Genomic DNA, 18,058 nt, shown 5'->3' on the forward strand with positions numbered 1-18,058 from the left:
TGGCCGCAGCAAAACAAAGGCGGTCCGCCGCGCCGCCGGCCCTGCATCGCCGGAGGGGGAGCGGAGTATCGCCCAGCCGCTGTGTGGATGGTCACGGGGAAAAGTCCCCTTGTTTTGTCTATATGATCGCAGGCGCGCGCTCTGCGAAACGACCAAAAAATACGCACAATTTTCTGTGCTTTTTACAAAGTATACCACACATTTTCCTGTTTGTACACCCCCAACTTGCCGACAGGTTCCGACAGGGCGCGCAGCAGGCGCGGCGGAGACGGAAACTGACGGGATTTTCCAAAAGCACCTATTGTCCCAACGGGAATTGTGTGCTATAATCAATTCCTATATTAAATTGGAGACGTATTCCCATCAAAAGGGAGGAGGACGCCCTTTGAGTAAAAAGATCATTCGCGGGTTCCGCACGAATATGGCACTATACAGCCTGTGCCTGCTGGCCTTCGTTATCGTGACCATTCCGGTCGAGCCGCTGCTGGCGGCGGGGGAGGCCCTGGCGGCCGTGGTGGTGCTGCTGCTGGGAAACCGGCGCAACAAGATGGCCCAGGCCTCGGTACGGCAGTACATGGACCGCGTATCTGGCGGCATGGATTCCGCCCGTTCCAGCAACATGCTGTACGCCCCGCTGCCCATGCTGGTGTTCGATGTGAACACCGGCGAGGTGCTGTGGAGCAACGATATGTTCATGCAGCTCACCAGCCAGAAGGAGAAGATCTTCGAGATGCTGGTGGACACTGTGGTGCCGGATTTCAGCTATCGCTGGCTGCTGGAGGGCAAGCGGGAGTATCCGGAGCTGTTCCCCTGGAACGGCCGGATCTATCGGGTGTTCGGCTCTCTGAGCCATCCGGAGGAGATGGAGCGGGACCAGACCCCTCTGGCCACCACGTACTGGATGGACGTTACGGACAGTGAGGAGATGCGCCAGACGCTGGAGCTGACCCGCCCGCTGGTGGCCATCCTGATGGTGGACAACTACGAGGAGCTGATGAAGGCCTGCCCCGAGAGCAAGCGCTCGGCGGTGCTGGCGGCGCTGGAGGAGAAGCTGAACGACTGGGCCGCAGGCTCCGGCGGACTGCTGCTGAGCTACGACCGCGACCGGTATCTGTTTGTGTTTGAGGAGAAGGACTACGGCGGCTACACCGAAAGCAAGTTCGACGTGCTGGAGAAGGTGCGGCAGGTGCAGGCCGGAGAGGGCGTGTCCGCCGCGCTGTCCATCGGCGTGGGACGGGATGAGGACAGCTTCGACCAGCTGTTCAAGAACGCCTCGCTGGCGCTGGAGATGGCGCTGAGCCGCGGCGGCGATCAGGCCGTGGTGAAGGACCGGGTAAACTTCGAGTTCTACGGCGGGCGCAGCAAGTCCACGGAGAAGCGGACAAAGGTGAAGTCCCGCGTCATGGCCAACGCGCTGGGCGAGCTGATCGACGACGCCAAGCAGGTATATGTCATGGGCCACAAGTACGCGGACATGGACTCCGTCGGCGCGGCCATGGGCGTGTGCTGCATCGCCCGCAAACGGGGCAAGAAGTGCCAGATCGTCATCGACACCGAGAACAACGCCGCCCATCCCCTGATCCGTAAGATGGCGGAGCAGCCGGAATACGCCGGTGTGATGATCTCCGGCGGCGAGGCGTTTCTGAAGTGCCAACCCGGGGCGCTGCTGGTGGTGGTGGACACCAACCGGCCGGAGAGCGTGGAGTCCGAGGAGATGCTGGAGACCTGCAACCGCGTGGCGGTCATCGACCACCACCGGCGGGGCAGCAGCTACATTGAGAAGATGGCCCTGAACTACCACGAGCCCTACGCCTCCTCCGCCAGCGAGCTGGTGACAGAGCTGATGCAGTATCTGGTGGAGCCCTCCGATGTGCTGAAATGCGAAGCGGAGGCACTGCTGGCGGGCATTGTGCTGGATACCAAGAACTTTACCAACCGTACCGGCGGCCGCACCTTCGAGGCGGCGGCCTACCTGCGGCGCACCGGCGCCGACACCCAGGATGTGCAGCGCTTGTTCCAGGGCGACCTGCAGTCCATGGTAGACCGGTATGCCATCATCCGGCAGGCGGAGCTGTACCACGACGACATTGCCGTGGTGGCGCTGGAGGACGAGTGCGACCGCGTGACGGCGGCCAAGGCGGCGGATGAACTGCTGACCATCCGCGGCATCAAGGCGTCCTTTGTCCTGTACCGGAAGGGAGAGGGCGTGTACATGTCGGCCCGTTCGCTGGGCGAGGTGAACGTGCAGGTCATTCTGGAGGCGCTGGGCGGCGGCGGCAATTCCACCACCGCCGGCGGTCAGGCGGACAACATCTCGGTGGAGGAGGCCAAGGCCAGACTGCTGGAGGCCATCGACCGTTACTTTGAAAACTGACGAAAAGGAGATACAGAGCGATGAAAGTGATTTTGAAGCAGGACGTGAAGGGCAAGGGAAAGAAGGGACAGCTCATCGAGGCGGCGGAGGGCTATGCCCGCAATTTCCTGCTGCCCAAGGGACTGGCCGTGGAGGCCACTGCCGACGCGGTGAACACCATGAAGCTGCAGGCCAAGGCCAAGGCCAAGGCGGACGCGGAGGCCAAGGCGGAGGCGCTGGCCATTGCCGAGAAGCTGAAGAGCTGCCAGGTGAAGATCGCGGCCAAGGGCGGCGAAGGCGGCAAGCTGTTCGGCGCCGTCACCGGCAAGGAGATCGCCGGTGCGCTGAAGGAGCAGTTCGGCATGGAGATCGACGGCAAGAAACTGGTGCTGGATCAGCCTATCAAGAGCTTCGGCAGCTACGAGGTCAAGGCCAAGCTGGGCTTTGAGGTCAGCGGCACTGTGTACGTGCTGGTCATCGAGGAGAAGTAACTTTTACCACGGAGAGGAGGGTCTCATATGGCTGCGGACGATCTGCTGCTGCGGCAGGCGCCTCATTCGCCCCAGGCGGAGCAGGCGGTGCTGGGCTCCATGCTCATCGACCCCGACTGCATCAAGGACGTCATGGACAAGCTGCAGCCGGAGGACTTTTATCTGCGGGCCAACCGCGATATCTTTGAGACCATCTACCATATGTTCATCTATTCCAGGCCCATTGACGGCGTCACTGTGGCGGGGGAGATGGAGCGAAACGGCGTCTATAACGACAACACCCGGGACTATCTGGTGCAGCTGATGGACGTGACGCCCACCAGCGCCAACGTCATGGAATATGTGAAGATCGTGCTGGACAAATCGCTGATGCGGCAGGTGGCGGCAGCCGCCGGCAGCATCACCGCCATGGTGCAGGAGGGCAACGGCGACGCAGGCGACATGCTGGAGTCAGCGGAGCAGAAGGTCTACGCCATCCGGCGGGGCCGCAGCGCCCAGAACATGGTGACGGTGAGCATGGTGCTGCAGGACGTGATGAACCATCTGGCGGAGCTCACTGCCAGCGGCGGCAAGACGCTGCCGGGCCTGTCCACCGGCCTGTCCGCCGTGGACGCCAAGATCAACGGACTGAACAAGTCCGACCTGCTGCTGCTGGCCGCACGCCCGGGCATGGGAAAGACCAGTATGGCCCTGAACGTGGCGCTGTCCGCCGCCAAGGAATCCGGCAAGACCGTGGCCATCTTCTCCCTGGAAATGTCGCGGGAGCAGCTGGTGACGCGGCTCATCGCCAGCGAGGGACTGGTGGAGAATACCCGTCTGGTGACGGGCAACCTGCGGGAGAGCGACTGGCAGCGCATCGCCGAGGCCGCGTCCTCCCTGAGCCGGATGGATATCCGCATAGACGACAATCCGCTGCTGACGGTGGCGGATATGAACGCAAAATGCCGCAGGCTGGAGAATCTGGGGCTGGTGGTCATCGACTACCTGCAATTGATGACCTCCGCCGGCGGAAAGGGCTACTCCGGCGAGAACCGCCAGCAGGCGGTGTCGGACATCAGCCGTATGCTGAAGATCATGGCCAAGGAGCTGCAGGTGCCGGTGCTGTGCCTGAGCCAGCTGAGCCGTGCCAACGAAAAGCGCGACGACAAGCGGCCCATGCTGTCGGACCTCCGCGAATCCGGCGCCATCGAGCAGGACGCGGACATCGTGCTGTTCCTGTATCGGGACGATTACTACAACAGCGATTCGGAAAAGCGCAACGTGGCGGAGTGCATCGTGGCCAAGAACCGCCACGGCGAGACCGGTAAGGTGGAGTTGCGGTGGATGCCGGAGTACACCGCCTTCGGCACGCTGGAGAACCGCTATGACGATGAGGAGTGAGCCATGGACCTGACGCCGTGGATGGCGCGGTGGCACATGCTGCCGGAAAAGGGCAGCGTGATCCTGTGCGCCGTGTCCGGCGGGCGGGATTCCATCTGCCTGCTGGACTATCTGCACACGCTGGGGCAGGAGCGGGGCTTTACCGCCGCGGCGGGACATCTGAACCATCTGATGCGCCCTACCGCCCAGCGGGACGAGGACTTCGTCCGCAGTTTCTGCGCCCGGCGGGGCATCCCGTTCTACACGGAACGGGCCGACGTGTACGCCCTATGCGGCACGTGGGGCCTGACGGTGGAGGAGACGGGGCGCCGCGCGCGGTATGAGTTTTTGCAGCGGACGGCGGAGACCATCGGCGCAGAGAAGATCGCCACGGCCCACCACCAGAACGATCTGGCGGAGACGGTGCTGCTGCAGCTGCTGCGGGGCACGGGACCCCAGGGTCTGACGGGTATCCCGCCGGTGCGGGGCAACATCGTCCGGCCGCTGCTGGACACGCCGCGGCGGGACATTGAGCGATATATTGCCGAGCACGATCTGGCGTATGTCACCGATGAGACCAACGGGGACACGGCCTACGCCCGTAACCGGCTGCGGCTGGAGATCTGGCCGGAGCTGGAGGGAATCAACCCCCGAGCGGCGGAACACATCGCCTGCACGGCGGACATCCTGCGGCGGGAGAACGCCTATCTGGATTCGCTGGCGGCGGAGCGGCTGCGGTCAACGGGGACCGGAGTGGACTGCGAAGCACTGCTGGCAGCGCCAGAAGCCCTGCGGCCCAGAATGCTGCGGCTGCTGCTGGATCGGCTGCCCACGGGACGGAAGGATCTGGGTGCAGTGCATCTGGCGGCGCTGGAGCAGCTGGCCGCCGGCGAGGGCGCGCTGTCGCTGCCGGAGGGCGTGGAGGCGGTGTGCCGCGGCGGCGTGCTGACCCTGCGCATGGCGGAGACGGTGCCGGAGGAGACGGTACTGCGCCGGGGAGAGAACCCCTACGGCGCGGGATGCCTCGTGGTGAGCAGAAGACCCATGGAGGGAGCGCTGGCACTGCGGTGCGGCGCGGAGCAGCGCCTGACGGCCCGCTGCTGGCGGCGGGAGGACCGGCTGACACTGCCGGACGGCCGCGGGGCGCGGAGTCTGAAGCGGCTCATGGCGGAGCGGGGCGTGAGACCCGAGAACCGCCGGAAAATACCGGTGCTGTGTGTGGACGGCGTGGCCGCCGCCGCGTGGGGCATCGGCGTGGACAGGAGCTTCCTGCCGGAGCCATCCGGTGAGGGCATATATTATATTATAATGAGAGAAAGCTAACGGAGGACAAAACGGTATGGCGAAGAGCAATATGGATCAGGATATTCTGAAGGTCCTGCTGTCTGAGGAAGAGATCAAGACCCGCGTGGCGAAACTGGGCGAGGAGATCTATGATGCGTTCCGCGATAAAAACCCCATGTTCGTGGGCGTGCTGAACGGCTGCTTCATCTTTATGGCGGACCTGGTGCGGGCGGCCCAGCTCAAGAGCGAGCTGGAGTTTATCGGCGTGTCCTCCTACAACAACGGGACCAAGTCCTCCGGCGTGGTGCAGATCACCCGCGATCTGCAGCGGGACATCAGCGGCCGCGACATCATCGTGGTGGAGGACATTCTGGACTCCGGCAACACGCTGGCGTTCCTGACGGACTATCTCAGGACCAAGGGCGCGGCGTCCGTTACCATCGCTACCCTGCTGGATAAGCCGGCGCGGCGGGAAAAGCCCATCAAGGCCGATTATGTGGGCTTCGAGGTGCCCGACGAGTTCGTAGTGGGCTACGGGCTGGACTACGCCCAGCAGTACCGCAACATGCCCTACATCGGCGTGCTGAAGCCGGAGGTATACAGCAAGTAAAACGGCGTATTTTATATACGCATCGTATAGAGAACGGGGGACGCAGACAGATGAGGGACAAGGGCGGCAAACGGCTGGCAGGCGGCGCACCGGATGGTGCGGCGATAGCGGAGCAGGCTGCGGCAGGCGGCGCACCGGCGGGAAAGAGCCGGTGGCGGCGGCTGTGGGACGACTGGGGCTATCTGGTCGTCACGGCGGCGGTGATGCTGTTCCTGCTGCGGGTGCTGCTGCAGCTCATCTACGTGCCCACCGCGTCCATGGAGACCACCATCCCCACCCGATCACTGGTGGTGGGGTGGCGGCTGCCCTATGCAGTGGCCGACCCCGTGCCCCAGCGGGGCGCTATCGTTACGTTCTGGAACGACGAGGAGGGTGAGGTGCTGGTGAAGCGGGTGGTGGGACTGCCCGGGGAGACGGTGTCCTTCGAGGGCGGCGATGTGTATATCGACGGGGCGCAGCTGGGCGAGGACTATCTGCCGGAGGGCGTGGAGACCCTGTGCGACAAGACGTTCCAGGTGCCGGAGGGCTGCGTGTTCGTGATGGGCGACAACCGCGAGTGGTCCAAGGACAGCCGTCTGCTGCAGGAGCCGTATATACCGGCGGCATCCATCCAGGGGCGGATGCTGCTGGCGTTCTCCATCGGCTCCGGCCAGAGCTGGCAGGGTGTCCGCTGGATCGGATAGCATAGCAAAACGTAATTTTCCACGGATGGCTATACAATTCGTATAGCCATCCGGCGGCGAAAGGAGACCATATGGAAGACAAAGGCGGCAAGCGTCTGGCCCGGAACAGGGCGGACGCGGCGCGGAACGATACGGCGCAGGGGAAGATGCCTGCGGCGGACGTGCCGGAGAGCGGCGCGGCACCGGTGCAGCAGAGCCGGTGGAAGCGGCTGTGGAGCGACTACGGCTATCTGCTGGTGACGCTGGCGGTGGTAGTGCTCATTTTCCGCGTGCTGCTGCAGCTGGCCTACGTGCCCAGCGGCTCCATGGAGACCACCATTCCCACCAAATCGCTGTTGGTAGGCTGGCGGCTGCCCTATCTGGTCAGCGATCCGGCGCCGCAGCGGGGCAGCATCGTCACGTTCTGGGACGAGGAGATGGGCCACGTGCTGGTGAAGCGGGTGGTGGGACTGCCCGGAGAGACGGTGTCCTTTGAGGGCGGCTTCGTCTATATCAACGGAGAGAAGCTGGACGAGGACTATCTGCCGGTCAGCGGTATCACACAGAGCGAAAAGGACACGTTTCAGGTGCCGGAGGACTGCATTTTCGTGATGGGCGACAACCGCACAGGCTCTCATGACAGCCGGTATCTGCGGGAGCCGTACATTCCGGTATCACAGGTGCAGGGCCGGATGCTGCTGGCCATCTCCATCGGCTCCGGCCAGAGCTGGCAGGGCGTGCGGTGGATCGGATAAAGGGGGCGTAAGGTTTTGGAAAGAAGACGATTCGGGGCGACCGGCCTGCTGCTGGTAGTCCTTGTGGTAGTATTCGTGGGGTATCTGGCGGGCAATATGCGCCGCGCCGGAGACATTTCGTACAGCCAGCTGCGCTCGCTGTTCACGGAGGAGAAGGTGCAGTCCTTCGCCATTGAGAATGAGCGGCTCACCGCCAGCCTGCGGGACGGCACCACCGCCACCTGCGAGCTGTACAGCTTTGAGACGTTTTACGAGGATCTCAACGATCTGGTGGTGGAGCAGAACAAGGCGGGCATCATCGAGGCCTACGACTACCACGCCGACCACTCCACCAACTGGGTAGAGGTGCTGCTGCCCTATGTACTGGCGATCATGGGATTCATCCTGCTGCTGAACCTGATGAACCGGATGAACGGCGGCGGTGCGGCGGCCAACGACAAGATGGCCCGCTTCGGCGAGGCCCGCACCCAGAGCTTACCCACGGGCAGCAAGAAGGTGACATTTCAGGACGTGGCCGGCGCCGATGAGGAGAAGGAGGAGCTGGAGGAGATCGTCCAGTTCCTGCGGGACCCCGAGAAGTATACGGCACTGGGGGCACACATCCCCAAGGGCGTGCTGCTGGTGGGCCCTCCGGGCACCGGCAAGACCCTGCTGGCCAAGGCCGTGGCGGGGGAGGCGGACGTGGCATATCTGTCCATCTCCGGCTCCGACTTTGTGGAGATGTATGTGGGCGTGGGCGCCAGCCGCGTCCGCGACCTGTTTGAGCAGGCCAAGAAGCAGGCGCCGGCCATCGTGTTTATTGACGAGATCGACGCGGTGGGCCGTCAGCGCGGCAGCGGTCTGGGCGGCGGACACGATGAGCGCGAGCAGACGCTGAACCAGCTGCTGGTGGAGATGGACGGCTTCGCCGTCAATGAGGGCGTGGTGGTGCTGGCCGCCACCAACCGCGTGGACATCTTGGACCCCGCGCTGCTGCGGCCCGGGCGCTTTGACCGGCAGGTATATGTGGGGCTGCCCGACATTAAGGGGCGGGAGGACATTCTGAAGATCCACGCCCGCGGCAAGCCGCTGGCGGAGGATGTGGACCTGGGCCGCGTGGCCCGCAGCACCGCGGGCTTCACCGGCGCGGATCTGGAGAATCTGCTGAACGAGGCGGCGCTGCTGGCCGGCCGGCGGGACCAGAAGTTCATCACCGAGGATGTCATCCATGAGGCGGTCATCAAGGTCATCGCCGGTCCGGAAAAGCGCAGCCGCGTGATCCCCGAGATAGAGCGGAAGCTCACCGCCTACCACGAGGCGGGCCACGCCGTGGTCATCCACGCCCTGCCCGATCACGATCCGGTACACCAGATCACCATCGTGCCCCGGGGACAGGCGGGCGGCATGACCATCTTCCTGCCGGAGGAGGACCGGTCCTACCGCTCCAAGGCGTATATGACCCAGCAGATCGTATCCCTGCTGGGCGGCCGCGCCGCGGAGGAACTGATTTTGGGTGATATCTCCACCGGCGCGTCCAGTGACATCCAGCGGGCCACGGCCATTGCCAGAAAGATGGTGGGCACCTACGGCATGTCGGAAAAGCTGGGCAACGTGGCCTTCGACGCAGGCACCGATGAGGTGTTTATCGGCAAGTCCATGGGACACACCCGTCCCTACTCGGAGAAAACGGCGGCGGAGATGGACGAGGAGATCCGCGCCATCATCGACAGCGCTTACGACCAGTGCCGCCGGATTTTGACGGCCAACCGCGAGCAGCTGGTGGCCGTGGCGGAGTATCTGCTGGTCCACGAGACCATGGACGCCGAGACCTTCGAGAGCTATTTCACCGGCGAGCAGGCATCGGAGGAACGGTAAAGGTCCGCGCAAAAATGAGAAAAAGAGGCCCTGCGGCAGCGCCGCAGGGCCTCTTTTGTGCAAATAGCGCGGGCGGAAGGGCTGATTATAGGGAAAAATAATAGAGCTTTGGGCAAAATGACGAAAAGTGTGTCTGCGAGTGGCGGACAAATGTCGGGGAAGTATGCCGGAAAATAACGGCAAATGTACGCGGCGGGGAGACAAAAGCGGCGGAAAAGCCGGAGAAATCAAGGCCTTCCGGGGAAAAGCAGCACGATTTTTCGGAGCAACTCACAGTTGTAATCACAGGGGAGTTCCGATAAAATGGGGGCATTCTATGGAGGACCCATTTGGGAGGGTCCTCCGGAGAAAGCATAGGAGGAAAATGAAATGAAGAAGTTTTTTGCGATGCTTCTGGCGCTGGTCATGGCGCTGAGCCTGGTGGCCTGCGGCCAGCAGGGCGGCGACAGCCAGGGCTCCGATGACGACAACAAGGGCTCCGACGGCAGCGCCCCCGTGGCCTACGTGCTGGCCGAGAAAGGCGACACCTATTCTCTGGGTCTGGCCAGCAGCTTCCAGACCGCCTTTGAGAAGCTGGGCGGCACCGTTGTGATGGAGACCTTCCCCACCAACACCACCAACTTCTCCGACTATCTGCAGAAGGCCATTGATAAGGACGCCGATGTGATCTTTGCCCCCAACTCCATCACCGTGGCATCCAGCCTGCTGCCCCAGGCCAACGACTTGGGCGTGGAGTGCCCCATCATGGCCGGTGACACCTGGGAGTCCTCCGTCATTCTGGACGGCATGGCCAACACCGGGCTGAACGTGTACTGCTCTACTTTCTTTGATGAGAACGACTCCGCTTCCAGCGCCGCGTCCGAGTTCGTTGACGGCTTCAAGGCATGGCTGAACGCCAACTCCGACGCCTACAACGACAATGGCGGCAACGACATTGTGGCGGCTGTCTCCGCGCTGGGCTTCGACGCCTACAACGTGGCCATGGCGGCCATCCGCGCTGCGGCCGAGACCAAGGGCGCTGACCTGACCTCCGTGGACGTGGCCAGAGCGCTGTGGACCCTGACCTATGACGACGCCGTTACCGGCAAGATCCAGTTCAACTACACCGGCGATGCCATCAAGAACTGCGCCTACATCAAGAAGGCCGCAGCCGACGGCTCCAAGTTCGAGTTCGTCAAGACCCAGGAGGTCCAGAACGATGACACGCAGGCCACCGGCTTTGACTACGGCGATGCCGCCGGCGTGAAGCTGGATACCGTCAACCACAAGATCGTCATCGGCGTGTATGAGCCTCTGACCGGCAACAACGGCGGCGGCGGCAAGCAGGAAGTGCTGGGCATCAAGTATGCCAACTCCCTGGACAATAAGATCGACATTGCCGGTGAGGAGTACACCGTGGAGCTGTACGTCTCCGACAACGGCTCTCTGGAGGAGAACGCGGTGTCCGCCGCTTCCTCCATCGTCTCCGCAGGCGCTATGATCTCCCTGGGCTCCTACGGCTCCGGCGTGTCCATCGCTGCGGCAGATACCTTCGCTGAGGCCCAGATCCCTGCCATCGGCGTGTCCTGCACCAACGCGTCCGTCACCGACGGTCACGACTGGTACTTCCGCATCTGCTTCCTGGATCCGTTCCAGGGCTCCGTCATGGCTCAGTTCGCCTGGGACATGGTGGCGGCTGCGTGACCATTCTGATTTGACCCACAGAAGTACGGTGGTCCGCGCCACCGTACTTCTTTCGGTTTGAGAGGTGACATACATGAATCTGACTCCTTATCTGATCCGAGGGCTTGCCACAGGCGGACAGTTCGCGCTGGTGGCCATCGGCTACACCATGGTGTACGGCATCCTGAAGCTCATCAACTTCGCCCACGGCGACCTGTTCATGCTGTCGGGCATCATGATGATCTATCTGGCGGCCTCCTTCCCCACTATGCCTATGTGGGTGACCATCCTCATCATGATTGCCCTGACGGTGTTCGTGGGCTTTGCCATCGAAAAATGCGCCTATTCCCCGCTGCGCACCGCGCCGCGGATGTCCGTGATGATCTCCGCCATCGGCGTCAGCTATCTGCTGCAGAATCTGGTGTGCTACGTCACCGGCGGCCTGGCCAAGCAATTCCCCGATATCCCCCTTATCAGCCAGAGCATCCGCGTGTTCGGCGTGAAGGACAAGCTGGCGGTGTTCATCTCCCCACTGGTAGCGGTGGTGCTGATGGTCATTCTGGTGCTTATTATCAACCACACCAAGTTCGGTATGTCCATGCGGGCCGTGTCCAAGGATTTTGAGACGGCGCAGCTCATGGGCGTGAAGATCAACCGCGTCATCTCCATGACGTTCATCATCGGCTCGTTCCTGGCGGCGGTGGGCGCGCTGCTGTACTTCGCCAAGAACACCGGCATCAACCACATGGCAGGCTCCACCCCGGGCATCAAGGCGTTTATCGCCGCTGTGGTGGGCGGCATCGGCTCCGTGCCCGGCGCTGTGGTGGGCGCACTGCTCATCGGCGTGGTGGAGAGTCTGGCAAAAGCCTTCGGACTGGCAGATTTCAGCGATGTTATCTCGTTTGCACTGCTGATTATCATTCTGGTCATCAAACCCACGGGCCTCTTCGGAGAGAAAACGACGGAGAAGGTGTGAGAGGATGAAAACGACATTTTGGGAGAAAAACAAGCGCACCATCTGCAACCTCATTTTGGTGGCGGTGCTGGTGGCGCTGGTGGGATGCGTGGACGCCTTCGCGCCGTCCAGCTCCATGTGGTTCCCCGTGCTGCGGAAGGTATGTACCTTCGCACTGGCGGCGGTGGCCATGAACCTGCTCAACGGCTTTACCGGTCTGTTCTCGCTGGGTCAGGCGGGCTTCATGCTGCTGGGCGCGTATGCCTATGCCATTCTGACCATCCCTGTGGAGCTGCGGAGCACCGTGTTCCGCAACTACGGCGACAGTCTGGTGCAGTTTCAGATGCCGCTGGTGCTGGCGCTGCTGGCAGCAGGTGTGGTGGCCGCGTTCTTCGCATTCCTCATCGGCCTGCCTGTGCTGCGGCTGAAGAGCGACTATCTGGCCATCGCCACGCTGGGATTCGCGGAGATCGTCCGCGGTCTGGTGCAGCTCAGCCAGTTCGGCCCGCTGACCAACGGCCCCGACCCGCTGAATAACTTTACCGCGCCGAAAAGCGTGATGCCCTACGCCGCCATTGCCGGCGTGTGCATCCTGCTGATCGTGCTGCTCATCAACTCCACCTACGGGCGGGCGTTCAAGGCCATCCGCGACGACGAGATCGCCGCCGAGGCCATGGGCATCAATCTGGCGCGGCACAAGATGATCTCCTTCGTGGTCAGCTCCTTCTTCTGCGGCGTGGCCGGCGCCATGCTGGCCATGTGCAACACATCGGTGTCCTCCGTGTCCTTTACCACCAGCATGACATATCAGATCCTGCTGGTGGTGGTGGTGGGCGGCATCGGCTCCGTGTCCGGCTCCGTCATTGCGGCGTTCATCTACTACGCCAGCAGCGAGTGGTGGCTGCGATTCCTGGATCTGGAGACGTACACCGCATCGGGCGCACGGGTCCCCCTGCTGGGCTACGGCTTCCGCATGGTGGTGTTCTCCGTGCTGATCATGATCGTGGTGCTGTTCTTCCGCAAGGGCATCATGGGCACCCGCGAGGTGTCGGTGTATGACGACATCCGGAAGATCGGGCGTTTCTTTACCCGCAAGAGTGCGGCGAAAGGCGGTGACGTACAGTGAGTGAGACGAAAAACGTGCTGCGCGTGGAAAATGTGACCATGCAGTTCGGCGGTGTGGTAGCCGTGGACGATCTGAGCATGGAGGTCAATGAGGGCGAGATCGTGGCCCTTATCGGCCCCAACGGCGCCGGCAAGACCACGGCGTTCAACGTCATCACCGGCGTGTACGCGCCTACCAACGGGCAGGTGCTGTTCGACGGGAAAAAGGTGGTGGAGAACCACCCGCGCGGCAAGATGCGCCGCCAGTATAAGGGCAAGCACCTGGGGGACTACAAGTCCGTGCTGGAGCCCACGCCCGATAAGCTGACCAGAATGGGCATGGCCCGCACATTCCAGAACATCCGGCTGTGGAAGTCTATGACCGTGTTCGACAACGTGCTCATCGCCAAGCACCTGCGGCGCAGCAGCAATATGTTCACCGCCATGTTCCGGCTCAACGCCAGGGAGGAGGCGCGGCAGCGCGCCGAGGTGCTGGAGCTGCTGCGGGTGGTGGGCCTGGAGGACGTGAAGGACGAGCTGGCCACCAGCCTGCCCTACGGCAAGCAGCGGCGGCTGGAGATCGCCCGTGCGCTGGCCACCGACCCCAAGCTGCTGCTGCTGGACGAGCCGGCTGCCGGCATGAACCCGCAGGAGACGCTGGAACTGGCGGAGTTTATCCGCGAGATCCGCGAGAAGTTCCACAAGACGATCCTTCTCATCGAGCATCACATGGATCTGGTGATGGGCATCGCCGACCGTATCTATGTGCTGGATTTCGGCGAGCTCATCGCACAGGGCACGCCGGAGGAGATCCAAAACAACGCGCGCGTCATTGACGCATATCTGGGGGTGGCAGACGATGCTGAAGATTGATGATCTCCACGTGTCCTACGGCGGCATCCGTGCCCTGCGGGGCATCAGCCTGGAGGTGCCGGACGGCAAGATCGTAACGCTCATCGGCGCCAACGGCGCCGGTAAGTCCACCACGCTGCGTACCATATCGGGCCTTGTGAAGGCGGACAGCGGTTCCGTCACCTACGATGGGCAGGAGCTGCTGGGCAAGCCCATCAACAAGGTGCTGGAGGCGGGCATCGCCCAGTCCCCCGAGGGGCGGCGGGTGTTCCCCAACCTGACGGTGCTGGAAAACCTGAAGATCGGCGCGTACCTGCGCAAGGACAAGGACGGCATCGAAAAGGACATCCGGTGGGTGTATGACCTGTTCCCACGGCTGCAGGAGCGGCACTGGCAGCAGGCGGGCACCCTGTCCGGCGGCGAGCAGCAGATGCTGGCTGTGGGGCGGGCCCTGATGAGCCGTCCCAAGCTGCTGATGCTGGATGAGCCGTCGCTGGGCCTGGCGCCGTTGGTGGTGCAGGGTATCTTCGACATTATCCGTACCGTGAACCAGCAGGGCATGACGGTACTGCTCATCGAGCAGAACGCCAATATGGCCCTGAAGATCGCGGACTACGCCTACGTGCTGGAGACGGGGTGCATCACCAAGTCCGGCACCGGCGCGGAGCTGCTGGCCGATGAGTCCATCAAGGAAGCGTATCTGGGCAAGAAAAAGAAGTAAAAAAATATCCCGCGGCAGTGAGTGCCGCGGGATATTTTTTTACTTCTTGAGGATGGCGTCCACCACGCCGTCCAGCCAGTGGCCTTCGAACTGCTCGATGCAGCCGTCGTCCGTCAGCTTGGCCAGCTGCGGGTCGATGGGCATCTTGGCCAGCAGGGGCAGGCCGTACTCCTTGGCGGCCTCCTCCGTCTTTCCCTCACCGAAAATATAGAGCTTTTTGCCGCAGTCGGGACACTGCACGTAGCTCATGTTCTCCACCAGACCCACGATGGGAATGTGCATCATCTGGGCCATCTTTACGGCCTTCTGCACCACCATGGACACCAGGTCCTGCGGCGACGCCACGATGATGACGCCGTCCACCGGCAGGGTCTGGAACACGTTGAGGGCCACGTCGCCGGTGCCGGGGGGCATGTCCACGAACATATAGTCCACGTCGTTCCACAGGGTGTCGCCCCAGAACTGCTGGACCACGCCGCCGATCACGGGGCCGCGCCAGATGACGGGGTCCGTCTCGTGCTCCAGCAGCAGGTTCACGGACATCAACTGGATGCCGGTGGCGGTGGTGACGGGGACGATGGCGTCCCCGCGGGCCATGGCACGGCCGTGGATGCCGAAGGCCTTGGGAATGGAGGGGCCGGTGATGTCGGCGTCCAGCACGGCTACGTTGTAGCCCTCACGGCGGACGGACACCGCCAGCTGGCTGGTGACCATGGACTTGCCGACGCCGCCCTTGCCGGACACCACGCCGTAGACCTTACCGACGCGGCAGCCCTCCCGCAGAGGCTTGATCTGGAAGGGACTTTCGTTTTTGCGATCCGCGCAGCTCTCGCCGCACGTACTGCAATCGTGGGTACAATCGCTCATAACTGCTTCTCCTTATATAAATGTAGTGAATGGTAACATGGTGGATGATCGGTGTACGTACAGGTATAACACCAAATCGCGGCGCTGGCAAGTCTATAATGTCAGGACCGTAACATTTTTATGCCCCGCCAGGTAGTCCCGCTCCCGCGTCTGGCAGGTGAACAGCAGGATCTGACGCTGTTCGCTCTCGGCCAGCAGGACATCCAGCGCGGCGCGGAGCCGTCGGTCATCGAAGGATACCAGCGCGTCGTCCAGAATCAACGGGACGTGCTTCTCCTCCGGCAGCACCATGCCGCAGATAGCAAGGCGTACCGCCAGATATAGTTGGTCGGCGGCGCCCTGACTCAGCAGGCGGATGCTGCGGCTCATGGGGTCGCCGGACTGCTCGGCGGACAGAGCCATGTCCTGGCTCAGCAGCACCTTGTCATAGCGACCGTCGGTGAGGGCGGAGAAGATCTCTGCAGCCCGTGCGCCCAGCGCGGGGGAAAAACGGTTTTTCAGGATGATATTGGCCTGCTCCAGGGCCGTCATGGCCAGAGTGATGGCATCATACTCCTGCTGAAGGCGGGCCAGTTCCTCCCGCTTCTGAGATAGTTGGTCGGTCAGATCGCTGCTGCGGTCCAGCCCGCGGATGCGGCCCAACAGGTGGTCATAGCGGCTGCGGGCGTCGGCCAGCGCCGTCTGTGCCTGGGACAGCTCCAGCTCCACACTGCCGCCGGCGATGGGGGTCACCGGCATGGGAGGACGGGTCAGGTCCTCCTCCGACAGCTGGCTCTGCAGGGCATCGCGGCCCACGGCGGCCTCCCGAGCGGTGCGGCGGGCGTCGGCCAGGGTATCGCGGCTGCGGCGGGCGTCCGACAGGGCAATTTGCGCACCGGACAGGTCGGCGGCGGCAGGTGCGAAGCGCTGCACCTGGGTCAGCAGGGTCAGCAGGCGGCTGCGGCAGCTCTCCTCGGCACCGGAGAGGATGGCGCCGGCGCGGCGGGCGGCTTCGTCGGTCTGGGCGGCGCGGTCGCGGAGGGGCAGGTACGAGGCTGTCTGCTCCGCCAGAGCGGCGCGATCACGATCCACCCGCTCCTGCTCCTGTCGGATGGCACGGCGGCGCAGGCAGACGGAGAATACGGTGAGCGCCGCGGCCAGCAGAGCCATACCGGCGAAGATCCAGCGCTGGGGTGAGGCGGCGCGGAACACCACAGCCAGCACGGCACTGATGACCAACAGCAGTCCATCGGCGGCGGGCAGCAGCAGGGACGGGGCCTTAGCGGGGGCGATACTGGCGGCGCGGCGCTCCAGCGCCGCAGCATCGTCGGGGTACAGCGGGTGGGCCTCCCAGACGGCGTGGGCCTCTGCCGCGGCAGTGCGGGCCTCGTTGGCTGCGCTGCGCTGGCCGGTAAGGGCAGCCATGTCGCTTTGCAGCGCGGCAGCCTGCCCCTCCAGCAGGGACAGCGCAGCGTTGTCCGGCAGCGGCGCGGCAGCCTCCGCCAGAATGTCGGCGCGGCGCTGGGCCTCCTCCGCCGTGCGGGCAGCACGGTGCCAGGCGTTGATGCGCTCCTGCCGGATCTGAGCCTGCTGCTGCACCGCCTGATGGCGCAGGCCGTCCACCCGTTGGGTCAGGGCGGACACCTCCTCCTGGGCCTGACGGGCCTGCTGCTCCAGGGCGTCCAGCTCCTGCAGGGACTGGTGCAGCTGCGCGATGTCCCGTTCCAGCACAGGGATCTGGCCGGTCTTGTTGTGCTTGCGGCGGTTTAGCTGCTTTTTCAGGCGCTCGTAGGACTCGGTGAAGGAGGCGTCCTCCTCACCGGTGGTGATGAGGGAGGAGATGCGCCGCTCCAGCTCGGCGCTCTGGCTCACGGCCAGCGCATTCTGACCGATGAAAGCGCTGCGTTCCCACACGTCACGGGGGACGCCCAGCAGCTGCTCACCGGCGTTCTGGGCAGTGATGCCCTCCGCGGGGGTACCGGTGCCAGTGTAGGTGCAGGAAAAATTCCCCATGGGCGCGTTGGCGCGGCGGGTGTCCCGCTGCAGCGTCAGGGCGCGGCCGTCGGACAGAATATCCATGCGGCCCTGCATGGCGGCGCCGCTCCAGGGGGCGAAGCGGTTCTTGTCGGCCATGAGGCCGCGGTCACGAGTGGACAGGCCATAGAGCATGGCGCAGATGAAGCTGCCCCAGGTGGATTTGCCGGACTCGTTGGGGGCACAGATGAGGTTCAGGCCACTGTGCAGGTGCAGCTCATGCTGCTCCAGGCGTCCGAAGGTGGCATTGAGATGGAGAAATTCCAAGATTTGCTCCTCCTTTTCGCGGTATACCATAATAATACAGATTATAGCATGGGCGGCGAAAAATGTCACCCGAAAGGGCATTAGAAAAAATTTTGAAAAAGAACAAAAAAAGTGTTGACAAATGGAGGCAGCCGTAGTAATATATCAACTGTTCCGCGTGGGACGTGTACCTTGTAAATTAAACAACGAACGAAACGAAAAGCACCAGACGGGAGCGCGAGAGAGCTTGTGAAAACGGGCTAAGGAGCG

The 18,058-nt window shown here is 63.1% G+C and carries 15 protein-coding genes; 13 read left to right on the plus strand and 2 right to left on the minus strand.

Translation table 11 applies throughout. The annotated features are described in order from the left end of the window. Positions 1 to 385: 385 nt before the first annotated feature. From ACZM22_RS09425 to ACZM22_RS09485, 13 genes are all read left to right on the plus strand, one after another. Positions 386 to 2,374, plus strand: a complete 1,989-nt coding sequence (locus tag ACZM22_RS09425; protein WP_484424787.1) for a DHH family phosphoesterase — start codon at positions 386 to 388, stop codon at positions 2,372 to 2,374. A gap of 20 nt (positions 2,375 to 2,394) precedes the next feature. Further along, on the plus strand, positions 2,395 to 2,844 hold the full coding sequence (gene rplI, locus ACZM22_RS09430; protein ID WP_484424788.1) for a 50S ribosomal protein L9: 450 nt from the start codon (positions 2,395 to 2,397) through the stop codon (positions 2,842 to 2,844). A 27-nt stretch (positions 2,845 to 2,871) separates the two neighbouring features. After that, a complete protein-coding gene (gene dnaB / locus ACZM22_RS09435) occupies positions 2,872 to 4,224 on the plus strand; it encodes a replicative DNA helicase (RefSeq protein WP_483268443.1) in 1,353 nt (450 codons plus the stop codon). 3 nt (positions 4,225 to 4,227) lie between these two features. Continuing rightward, positions 4,228 to 5,526, plus strand: a complete 1,299-nt coding sequence (gene tilS, locus ACZM22_RS09440; RefSeq protein ID WP_489543877.1) for a tRNA lysidine(34) synthetase TilS — start codon at positions 4,228 to 4,230, stop codon at positions 5,524 to 5,526. A 16-nt stretch (positions 5,527 to 5,542) separates the two neighbouring features. Next, entirely contained in the window at positions 5,543 to 6,097 is a 555-nt protein-coding gene (gene hpt / locus ACZM22_RS09445) for a hypoxanthine phosphoribosyltransferase (protein WP_484424790.1), read from the plus strand. 50 nt (positions 6,098 to 6,147) lie between these two features. After that, complete coding sequence (gene lepB, locus ACZM22_RS09450) at positions 6,148 to 6,780, plus strand: signal peptidase I (RefSeq protein WP_484424791.1); 633 nt, start codon at positions 6,148 to 6,150, stop codon at positions 6,778 to 6,780. A gap of 71 nt (positions 6,781 to 6,851) precedes the next feature. After that, positions 6,852 to 7,514, plus strand: a complete 663-nt coding sequence (gene lepB / locus ACZM22_RS09455) for a signal peptidase I (RefSeq protein WP_489543878.1) — start codon at positions 6,852 to 6,854, stop codon at positions 7,512 to 7,514. 15 nt (positions 7,515 to 7,529) lie between these two features. Next, complete coding sequence (ftsH, locus tag ACZM22_RS09460) at positions 7,530 to 9,368, plus strand: ATP-dependent zinc metalloprotease FtsH (protein ID WP_489543879.1); 1,839 nt, start codon at positions 7,530 to 7,532, stop codon at positions 9,366 to 9,368. Between the two features lie 369 nt (positions 9,369 to 9,737). After that, entirely contained in the window at positions 9,738 to 11,051 is a 1,314-nt protein-coding gene (locus ACZM22_RS09465; protein ID WP_484424794.1) for an ABC transporter substrate-binding protein, read from the plus strand. Positions 11,052 to 11,124: 73 nt separating this feature from the next. Next, a complete protein-coding gene (locus ACZM22_RS09470) occupies positions 11,125 to 12,006 on the plus strand; it encodes a branched-chain amino acid ABC transporter permease (protein WP_484424795.1) in 882 nt (293 codons plus the stop codon). Positions 12,007 to 12,010: 4 nt separating this feature from the next. Further along, the gene (locus tag ACZM22_RS09475; RefSeq protein WP_489543880.1) at positions 12,011 to 13,111 is read left to right on the plus strand and encodes a branched-chain amino acid ABC transporter permease; all 1,101 of its coding nucleotides are present in this window, start codon (positions 12,011 to 12,013) and stop codon (positions 13,109 to 13,111) included. A 38-nt stretch (positions 13,112 to 13,149) separates the two neighbouring features. Beyond that, entirely contained in the window at positions 13,150 to 13,962 is an 813-nt protein-coding gene (locus tag ACZM22_RS09480) for an ABC transporter ATP-binding protein (RefSeq protein WP_483268730.1), read from the plus strand. Next, a complete protein-coding gene (locus tag ACZM22_RS09485; protein ID WP_483268727.1) occupies positions 13,949 to 14,662 on the plus strand; it encodes an ABC transporter ATP-binding protein in 714 nt (237 codons plus the stop codon). Before ACZM22_RS09480 ends, ACZM22_RS09485 begins: the two co-directional genes overlap by 14 nt. A gap of 39 nt (positions 14,663 to 14,701) precedes the next feature. Here ACZM22_RS09485 and ACZM22_RS09490 read toward each other — a convergent pair whose 3' ends face one another. Together ACZM22_RS09490 and ACZM22_RS09495 are read right to left on the minus strand one after the other, a co-directional pair. After that, positions 14,702 to 15,529: a P-loop NTPase gene (locus tag ACZM22_RS09490; protein ID WP_489543881.1), complete on the minus strand. Its 828-nt coding sequence runs from the start codon at positions 15,527 to 15,529 to the stop codon at positions 14,702 to 14,704. 93 nt (positions 15,530 to 15,622) lie between these two features. Then, positions 15,623 to 17,809 (minus strand): ATP-binding protein, encoded by a 2,187-nt coding sequence (locus tag ACZM22_RS09495; protein WP_489543882.1) that lies wholly within the window; start codon positions 17,807 to 17,809, stop codon positions 15,623 to 15,625. Between the last annotated feature and the right edge of the window lie 249 nt (positions 17,810 to 18,058).

This window comes from Vescimonas sp., from assembly GCF_057856985.1.

Bases quoted from the DNA above. Each gene is read 5' to 3' on its own strand.
- rplI (WP_484424788.1), top strand. From the start codon at position 2,395: ATGAAAGTGATTTTGAAGCAGGACGTGAAGGGCAAGGGAAAGAAGGGA.
- dnaB (WP_483268443.1), top strand. From the start codon at position 2,872: ATGGCTGCGGACGATCTGCTGCTGCGGCAGGCGCCTCATTCGCCCCAG.
- tilS (WP_489543877.1), top strand. From the start codon at position 4,228: ATGGACCTGACGCCGTGGATGGCGCGGTGGCACATGCTGCCGGAAAAG.
- hpt (WP_484424790.1), top strand. From the start codon at position 5,543: ATGGCGAAGAGCAATATGGATCAGGATATTCTGAAGGTCCTGCTGTCT.
- lepB (WP_484424791.1), top strand. From the start codon at position 6,148: ATGAGGGACAAGGGCGGCAAACGGCTGGCAGGCGGCGCACCGGATGGT.
- lepB (WP_489543878.1), top strand. From the start codon at position 6,852: ATGGAAGACAAAGGCGGCAAGCGTCTGGCCCGGAACAGGGCGGACGCG.
- ACZM22_RS09465 (WP_484424794.1), top strand. From the start codon at position 9,738: ATGAAGAAGTTTTTTGCGATGCTTCTGGCGCTGGTCATGGCGCTGAGC.
- ACZM22_RS09470 (WP_484424795.1), top strand. From the start codon at position 11,125: ATGAATCTGACTCCTTATCTGATCCGAGGGCTTGCCACAGGCGGACAG.
- ACZM22_RS09475 (WP_489543880.1), top strand. From the start codon at position 12,011: ATGAAAACGACATTTTGGGAGAAAAACAAGCGCACCATCTGCAACCTC.
- ACZM22_RS09480 (WP_483268730.1), top strand. From the start codon at position 13,150: ATGCAGTTCGGCGGTGTGGTAGCCGTGGACGATCTGAGCATGGAGGTC.
- ACZM22_RS09485 (WP_483268727.1), top strand. From the start codon at position 13,949: ATGCTGAAGATTGATGATCTCCACGTGTCCTACGGCGGCATCCGTGCC.
- ACZM22_RS09490 (WP_489543881.1), bottom strand. From the start codon at position 15,529: ATGAGCGATTGTACCCACGATTGCAGTACGTGCGGCGAGAGCTGCGCG.